Here is a 7,128-nt window from a genome sequence, read left to right on the forward strand (position 1 = left end):
ACCGCTACACCGTCTCGGGCGGCCGCACCCGCACGATGCCCTCCTGCACTACCGTCGCGACGAGCGTGCCAGCGGGGGTGAAGAGCTCGCCCTGGCAGACGACGTGATCGCCGGTGGTGTGCACGAGCCGCTGGGAGAACAGGAGCCAGTCTGCGGCGTCGAAGTCGGCGTGGAACCAGATCGTCTGCTGCACGGTCGTACTGAACATGCCGGGCGCGAGCCAGCCGAAGCCGAGGGCAGCGCCGGCGGGCTCGAGGATCGTGTCGTCGGCGATATACGCGATGAGGGCGGTGCGGCCGGCGGGCGTCGCCACGAGCTCGCGCTGCGCGGCGGTGGACGGCGCGAACCGCACCCACAGTCGGCTCCAGGTGCGCTGCGGCACGGTCTCACCGTACAGCGGGGGATCGATATGCCTCGTGTCGAGGTCGCGTCCCGTCGCCCAGTACGCGTCGTAGGGATCGCGCTCGGCCGACGGCCCGTCGAGGGGGCCGCGCCGCTCGATGGCTTCGGCCGCGGTGGGCAACTGTTCGGGATCGGGAAGCTCCGGGTGCGGCGGCCGCAGCGCGGCGCCGGTGGGCAGCGCGAAGGATCCGCCTGGCGAAACGGGCTCCTCGCCGTCGCGCGGGGCGCGCAGCGAGGCCGTCGCAACCGCGATCTCGGTGTCGCCCTGTGACATTCGCACGGACCGGTGCGCGTACCGGAAGCCGTCGCGCACCCGATCCACCTCGTAGCTGACGGCGCGATCCTTGTCGCCCGGCCGGAGGAACGACACCTGCAGCGAATGCACCTCCTGGCCAGCTGCGGTCGTGCGGAGCAGCGCCCCCAGTGCGCCGACACACAGGTCGCCGCCGTAAGTCGAGGGCCACGGCGTTGGCGATGTTCGGCCGTCCCAGCGCTCGACGCGTTCGTCGGCAGCTGCCGCGCTGCGGGTGACTGACCAGGGGGTGACGAGGTTCGGGGATGCTGCTGGCATGGAGCTAGGAGGTCCTTTCGGAGTGTTCGGTCGCGGGGAGCATGTGTGGTTCGAGTGCGTGCCGGATCTCATCTGAGACGCGCTCGGGTCGCTTCGTGTCCGGGCTGACATTCACATAGTTCGTGCTGCTCACCGCGCAGCGCCTGCCGTGCTGGTGCAGCTCCTCGTGCAGCGTGAGCGAACTGTTGCCGATCCGTTCGACCCACACGCGCGCGGTCACGGGCGCGGGGTAGGTGAGCTCGTGCTCGAAGTTCACGGTGAAGCTCGCCACGATCATGCGCCACTGGGAGAAGTCGTCGGGCGGGCCAAACACTGCGAACAGGTCGCGCCTGGCGGCTTCGAACCAGATCGGAACGACGGTGTTATTGATGTGGCCGACCGCATCGGTCTCTGAGACGCGCGGATGGATGATGGTCTCGAACACTGCACTCCAGATCAGTCGGCAACGGTGGCGAACGACGGGGCCGCGATGGGGTCCCCTCCGTCAGGCTATCGGGAGCTGCGTACAGAGCCAAGGGGTGCAACCCTCAGCCCCTGGAGCGAATTTGGGAGGACCTGCTGGGCGCACTACTCAAGGTTGCGGTCTGACCACTCAGGCCGCTGCGCGGACCACTCAGAGCTGTCTGGGCGCCTCCTATGGTCGATTGAAGTGGACGCGGGGAAGCGAACATGCTTGGTCTGGCCTGGGCGCGCCCTGGGCCACTTCCATGTGCTCTCTGGAGCGCTTTGGCAGCAGTAGCTGTTGTGCTTCCCTGTTTCGTCTGCGGACTCACCGAGCGATGAATTGCCGTCGCCCAGATAAAAAACAGGGAGAACCAATGACCCAGAACACGCAGAAGACCGGGCGTAAGCGCGTCCTCATCGCCGCAGGATCGCTCCTCGGCATCGGTGCACTCGCGGTCGCTGCCGCATTCACCGACTTCGCCAACCTCAACCTTGGCAACGGCACCGACGGCGGCATCGGCGGCGGAGACAACACCTTCAACATCCAGGTCGTCGGGACCGACGAAAACGGCGTCCCCGTACCAGGCACCTGGCAGGAGGCAGACGTTGTCGAGGGCGTCGACATCGCGCTGCTCGGCGCAGACACCATCACCCCCGGCGACACGATCTCGGTCGACATCCCGGTGCTCAACGACAGCCCGAAGCTCGCTGCAGACGTCAACCTCACCCTCGGTGAGGTCCCGGGCCGCGTCTCCGACAGCGACTACGCGGCACAGCTGCGCTACACAATCACCGTCGATGGCACCGCAGTGGTCTCAAACGCCCAGCAGGCCGCCGTCTCCAACCTTGACCTTGTCGAGCTCGCGGCCGGCGCTGACAGCACAGTCGGTGTAGCCATCACGCTGCTCGACCAGGGCAGCACGGAGGCGAACAACGCGCTGCAGGGCAAGACTGCCCACGTGCAGGCTCAGTTCACCGCAGACTCAGTGAGCTAAGTGCGACGTTTGCCCGGGCCGCGCGCCCGGGCAAACCCGCAGCGCGGCAAGCGCGGGGAGAACACCATGACACAGAACTGCAGTCGACGCGGCCGATCCCGGCTGGCGCTGGCGGCCGGAGGGCTGCTGAGCATCGCGGCACTCACCACGACCGCGTTTTTTACTGACTTTGTCGATCTCGAGGCGCAGGTCGACGGTACGCGCAACACCTTCGACATCGTCGTCGCCGGCGCCACGGATCCGCACTGGCAGCCGACCGCGGACGACTGGGTACAGGCCGACGAAGAAGCATTCATCATCGATCTCGGCGAATCGACCGAGCTTCCTCCCGGAGCGACGAAGCACGTCAAGATCGCGGTGAAGAACGTGAGCCCGGACCTGAGTGCGGATCTCACGCTCCGGCTTGCGGACCCAGACCCGCAGGGCGATGCCGTCAACCCGGAGACCGGGAGGTTTCTTGAACTCTTCGACAAGCTCGAGTTCGAACTCTCAGAGCAGGGCGAACCCTTGCTTGCGGTCTCAGGCGGGGCCCCGGCGGACGAACGGCAGTTCAGCTGGCGTGAGCCACTCGAACCAGACCGGGTGCGCGAGATCATCGTCGCCATCACCCTCCCTGCTGAGACCGACGACCGGTGGCAGCAGGCAAGCACACAGATTCAATTTGGATTCGAGGCGGTGAACAGTCATGCGGCACCCTGACCGGACACGCGGGCCCGGCACGCGCGCAACGGGGTGGGACCGGCTGCGCGTGCTCATCGCAGGCGGTGTCCTTCTCGGGGCGGGCGCGGCCGTGACCGTAGCGGCCTACCTTGACCAGGCCGCCGTCGAATTCGCCCCCGTTGGGGGCAGCTACGACATCGCGTACGTTGACCCCGAGGGTGCCCTCCAGCAGGGCAACCCGACCCCATACGAGATCGACATGACCGACGCCCCACCGATCGCGGAGATCGGCACGGGGCAGGCGGAACCCATCGACCTGACGCTGCGCAACGTGGGCGACACCGATACCGGCGTCGTCACGTTCACGCTCCAGTCGCTGCTCACCGGGCAGCCGGCCGACGACGACGGCGTGGTGCGCGATCCCTTCGACGTGCTCCTCGTGTCGGCGTGGGATCCCGACGGCAACCTCGTCGCAGACACCGTGGATGCCGCATCGCTCACGATCGAACTCGACAGCTGGGTCGGCGGAGAGGACCGCTCGGTCAGGCTGCAGTTCGCCTACAAGGCCGACCTCGGCACCCCGTACTACTTCGGGAAAGACGTCAGGATCGGCTTCATCGCGCAGGGAGTATCAGCATGACGAACATCGGAACTTGGGCAGTGCTCGGTGCCCTCACGCTGACGCTCGGCACGGCGGCCGCCCCCGAGCCTCACCCGGCGGCGCACCCAGACGACCTCTACATCATCGATACCCGGGTCGTGCAGGTGGATGCGCCGGCGCCAGGGGAGACCCGACACTGGTCGGTCACCGTCGCCAGTGCCGAAGACGACGTGCACGACATCTACGTCCGAATGAGCGCAGCCGAGGGGCCGCTGTTCGCCGGCGAGCACCCGGCGGAGATTGCGGTGAGCGAGCTGGGCGGCGAGCCCGTCTTGCAGGGACCGGGGCGCGAAGTCGTGAGCGACAGCCACATCAAGTTTGCCTCGATCACACACGGGTCACCCATCGAGATCGCCGGGCACCTCACGCTGCCACGCGCCGCTGGCAACGAATACCAGGGAGCCTCCGGCACGCTCACCCTCGAGCTCGCCGCGACGCGCGGCGACCACGACGAAGGCACGGACACCGGCATCGCTGCTACCGGAGCCCGCAGCTGGTGGCTGCTCGGTACCGGCGCCGCCGCAGCAATTGTGGCGGGTCTCGCCCTCGCGGTACGACGAACCCAGACCAGACGGACGGAGGACATCCCATGACCCACCAGTACCCCCGAACGCGCAGGCTCGCGCGTACCCTCGGTGGCATCGCCGTGGTCGCGGTGACCGCGCTCGCCGCCGGCGGCCTCGTGCTCGCTGACCCGACTGCGGCAGCCTATCGAGACACCGCGACCGCGGCCGCAGACACCTACACGGCTCCGTCGTCATACACGGCCGTCTCAACGCAGTTCAGCGAAACCTCGGTTGCCCTCTCGGGCGGCTACGTCTGGATCTGGGGCTACAAGGCCTACGGCATGAGCGGCAACGGGGTCGAGAATGACCGGGACAGCTCCCCGAAACCCGTCTTCGGCCTGAACAAGGTCGTCAACGTTGTCGGGGCATCGGACCTCGACGAAAAATACGGCACCTTCGGTGCCCTCACCGAATCAGGCGAAGTCTTTACCTGGGGGTCGAACAAGCTCGGCCGCCTCGGCATCGGGTCCACGACTGGCAACAAGGACTACCGTTCGACCCCGCAGCGCGTCCAGTTCCCGGGCAACGAGCGCGTGATTGAGCTTGGCTCGATGCGCGCCACCATGGCGGCAATGACCGAGAGCGGCAAGGTCTATACGTGGGGATCCGGTCAATACGGACAGGCCGGCAACGGGAGCACCTCCGAAAACAAGGGCCCCCACTCTCCGTATCTCGTGATGGAGAACGCGCACACGATGCATGTTGGCCAGCGCATTACCTGGGTGGTGACGCGCACCAACGACGTGTTCTGGTGGGGGCGCAGCTATAAGGGCGAGAACGGCGTCGGAACCGTGGTGAACAACCCGAACCCGGAACGGGTGCGTCCGATGGCGATCCACACGCACGGATGCACTGGCCCAGCGGTGACCCGATTCGACCCCTCAGACACCTGCAATATTCAGGCGATCACGTCGAGCCGGCAGGCCGGGGCCATGCTTACCGCGGACGGCACGGTGTACACGTTTGGCACCACCGATCAGGGACAGATTGGTAGGCCCGCCGGGAACACGACGCAGCAGCGCGAGATTCACCCGATCACCATCGGCGAGCCTGTCGCCCGCGTCTCCGCGGGGAACTACCACTTCACCGCGCTCACCACGAGTGGAAGCGTCTGGGGGTGGGGCGATAACGCTGACTGGCAAGCGACCGGCAACATCCGACAGGACGGCTCCACCGGCCAGGGCACCAAAGATGCCACCGTGCCGTTCCTGCTGCCGCTGCGCGACATCGTCGCGGTCGGTGGGTCCCGAAACACCAGCTACGCGACACGGGCCGACTCTGTGCTCATCGGGTGGGGGTCTACCGATAGCGGCGCGATCGCGGGGGCCTCGGGCGGTCGCGCGAGCTTTACGCCGCTTGAGCTGCCCGGCATTCGCGTCTCAGAGATTTACTAGCAAGGACACACAACATGAAGTCGTATCGTCGCGCCGAGAAGCAGGGCGCGCACCTGGCAGTCCGTCCACGCAGGAGCGGGGGCTGGCGCATCGCGCTCGCAAGCGGCGCGCTCCTCAGCGCGGGTGCCCTCGTGACCTGGGCAACCTTCAGCGACGCCGCGCTGCTGAACCTCGGGGCGAATGGGGAGGGCGTCGGCTCGGCATCGAAGTTCGATATCGCGATCGTCGACCCCGACGGCACCGTGCAGCAGGCCGACCCGAGCGCCGGGCTCACCTGGGAGATCGCGCACGCCGCAAGCTTCGTTCCGGGCCGCACGCTGACCACGGAGATCCCGGTGTTTAACAACTCGCTGGCCTACGACGGCGAGCTCAGCCTCACCGTCGAAGCGATCGGCGACGGCTCGGTCGGTGACTCACCCAACATCATGAAGTTCATGCGGTTCAGCGCGAAAGATCAGGCGTCCGGTGAGGTCATCTTTGGCGCGCCAGAGGATCCGACGGGCGGGGTCCCGCTTGCGGAGGCCGCTGCACTCGTCGGTGATCTCGCGGCGCGCGGCCAAGCCTCGCTCGACGAGGGCGCCCAATATGCGCCTGGAGCCGACGGCTCCGAGCGCACCATCGAACTCCTCATGCACTACGCGGATGTGCCCGAAACCGCGGACTACAACGGCGGCCAGACCGCGATCCGCGTGCTGTTCGACGCGCAGTCGAAGTAACGCGTCGAAAGGAACACACGGTGGCTCGACTCCGCTCACTCATCCTCACACTCGCGGCGATCATTGGCGCGTTCTGCATTGTCGTCTTCGGCGTCTCGCTTGTATTCGGGCTGAAGCCGCAGATTGTCGTCTCGGGTTCAATGGAGCCGACGATCTCGACCGGCTCACTGCTCATGGCGAAGGAGGTGTCGGCGGCCGAGATCGAGGTCGGCGACGTTGTTACGCTTGACCGGCCGAACAACGGTGGTCTCGTGACGCACCGCGTCACATCGGTGGAACAACAGCACACGAACTGGGAGATCACCATGCGCGGCGACGCGAACGCCGCAGATGATCCGTTCCCATACACGGTGCGCACGGCGGGTAAGATCGTCGCGACGATCCCGTGGGTCGGCTATCTCGCCGGGGTGTTCCGCACCCCGTTTGGAATCACCGGCATCGCGGTGTTCGCGGCAGCGCTGCTGGTGACGTTCCTCTGGCGCCCCGCTGAGCGCTCCGACGACGCGAGCCGCTAGCCCGTCAGTACCCGATCGAGTACTGCTCGCACCGCGGGTTCGGCCGCGGCAGCGAGCGCTGGGTCGAGCGCGAGTCGGCTGCGCCGCGCGAGCACGTCTTCGACCGAGCGTGCCCCCTCCGCGAGCACCGCGAATGCGACCTCGGCCCCGGTGATCCCGGCGCCCGGCGCGACCTCTGGCTGTAGCGCAGGTTCGGCGGCGGCG

General features: G+C 67.1%; 10 protein-coding genes. 7 read left to right on the top strand and 3 right to left on the bottom strand.

Annotation, left to right across the window (positions count from 1 at the left end; genetic code table 11):
• Window positions 1-4 precede the first annotated feature (4 nt).
• Together AUL38_RS16210 and AUL38_RS16215 are read right to left on the bottom strand one after the other, a co-directional pair.
• Entirely contained in the window at window positions 5-973 is a 969-nt protein-coding gene (locus AUL38_RS16210) for an acyl-CoA thioesterase II (RefSeq protein ID WP_059063803.1), read from the bottom strand.
• Between the two features lie 4 nt (window positions 974-977).
• Entirely contained in the window at window positions 978-1,397 is a 420-nt protein-coding gene (locus AUL38_RS16215) for a thioesterase family protein (RefSeq protein ID WP_059063806.1), read from the bottom strand.
• Window positions 1,398-1,791: 394 nt separating this feature from the next.
• Here AUL38_RS16215 and AUL38_RS16220 point away from each other — a divergent pair, with 394 nt between their 5' ends.
• The 7 genes from AUL38_RS16220 (at window position 1,792) to AUL38_RS16250 (ending at window position 6,924) form a co-directional block, all read left to right on the top strand.
• Window positions 1,792-2,412: a hypothetical protein gene (locus AUL38_RS16220; RefSeq protein WP_059063808.1), complete on the top strand. Its 621-nt coding sequence runs from the start codon at window positions 1,792-1,794 to the stop codon at window positions 2,410-2,412.
• 66 nt (window positions 2,413-2,478) lie between these two features.
• Complete coding sequence (locus AUL38_RS16225) at window positions 2,479-3,111, top strand: hypothetical protein (protein WP_059063810.1); 633 nt, start codon at window positions 2,479-2,481, stop codon at window positions 3,109-3,111.
• Window positions 3,098-3,712 carry a hypothetical protein gene (locus AUL38_RS17470; RefSeq protein ID WP_059063812.1) on the top strand — a complete coding sequence of 205 codons (615 nt, stop codon included), beginning with the start codon at window positions 3,098-3,100 and terminating at the stop codon, window positions 3,710-3,712. The genes AUL38_RS16225 and AUL38_RS17470 overlap by 14 nt, the downstream gene beginning before the upstream one ends.
• Window positions 3,709-4,326, top strand: coding sequence for a hypothetical protein (locus AUL38_RS17475; RefSeq protein WP_059063814.1), 618 nt, complete (start codon window positions 3,709-3,711; stop codon window positions 4,324-4,326). The genes AUL38_RS17470 and AUL38_RS17475 overlap by 4 nt, the downstream gene beginning before the upstream one ends.
• On the top strand, window positions 4,323-5,693 hold the full coding sequence (locus AUL38_RS17480) for a hypothetical protein (RefSeq protein WP_059063816.1): 1,371 nt from the start codon (window positions 4,323-4,325) through the stop codon (window positions 5,691-5,693). The genes AUL38_RS17475 and AUL38_RS17480 overlap by 4 nt, the downstream gene beginning before the upstream one ends.
• A gap of 14 nt (window positions 5,694-5,707) precedes the next feature.
• Window positions 5,708-6,409: a hypothetical protein gene (locus tag AUL38_RS17485; protein WP_059063818.1), complete on the top strand. Its 702-nt coding sequence runs from the start codon at window positions 5,708-5,710 to the stop codon at window positions 6,407-6,409.
• Window positions 6,410-6,429: 20 nt separating this feature from the next.
• Complete coding sequence (locus tag AUL38_RS16250; protein ID WP_059063820.1) at window positions 6,430-6,924, top strand: signal peptidase I; 495 nt, start codon at window positions 6,430-6,432, stop codon at window positions 6,922-6,924.
• Here the strand turns inward: AUL38_RS16250 and AUL38_RS16255 are convergent.
• Window positions 6,921-7,128: glycerol-3-phosphate dehydrogenase C-terminal domain-containing protein (locus AUL38_RS16255; RefSeq protein WP_304438388.1), on the bottom strand; the 208-nt coding region annotated here is incomplete at its 5' end. The two genes, AUL38_RS16250 and AUL38_RS16255, sit on opposite strands and share 4 nt — an antisense overlap.

Source organism: Leucobacter sp. G161, from assembly GCF_001482305.1.
GTDB lineage: Bacteria > Actinomycetota > Actinomycetes > Actinomycetales > Microbacteriaceae > Leucobacter.

What these genes read in the sequence shown, in the direction of transcription:
- AUL38_RS16210 (WP_059063803.1), bottom strand. Translation starts at nt 973, where the DNA reads ATGCCAGCAGCATCCCCGAACCTCGTCACCCCCTGGTCAGTCACCCGC.
- AUL38_RS16220 (WP_059063808.1), top strand. Translation starts at nt 1,792, where the DNA reads ATGACCCAGAACACGCAGAAGACCGGGCGTAAGCGCGTCCTCATCGCC.
- AUL38_RS16225 (WP_059063810.1), top strand. Translation starts at nt 2,479, where the DNA reads ATGACACAGAACTGCAGTCGACGCGGCCGATCCCGGCTGGCGCTGGCG.
- AUL38_RS17470 (WP_059063812.1), top strand. Translation starts at nt 3,098, where the DNA reads ATGCGGCACCCTGACCGGACACGCGGGCCCGGCACGCGCGCAACGGGG.
- AUL38_RS17475 (WP_059063814.1), top strand. Translation starts at nt 3,709, where the DNA reads ATGACGAACATCGGAACTTGGGCAGTGCTCGGTGCCCTCACGCTGACG.
- AUL38_RS17480 (WP_059063816.1), top strand. Translation starts at nt 4,323, where the DNA reads ATGACCCACCAGTACCCCCGAACGCGCAGGCTCGCGCGTACCCTCGGT.
- AUL38_RS17485 (WP_059063818.1), top strand. Translation starts at nt 5,708, where the DNA reads ATGAAGTCGTATCGTCGCGCCGAGAAGCAGGGCGCGCACCTGGCAGTC.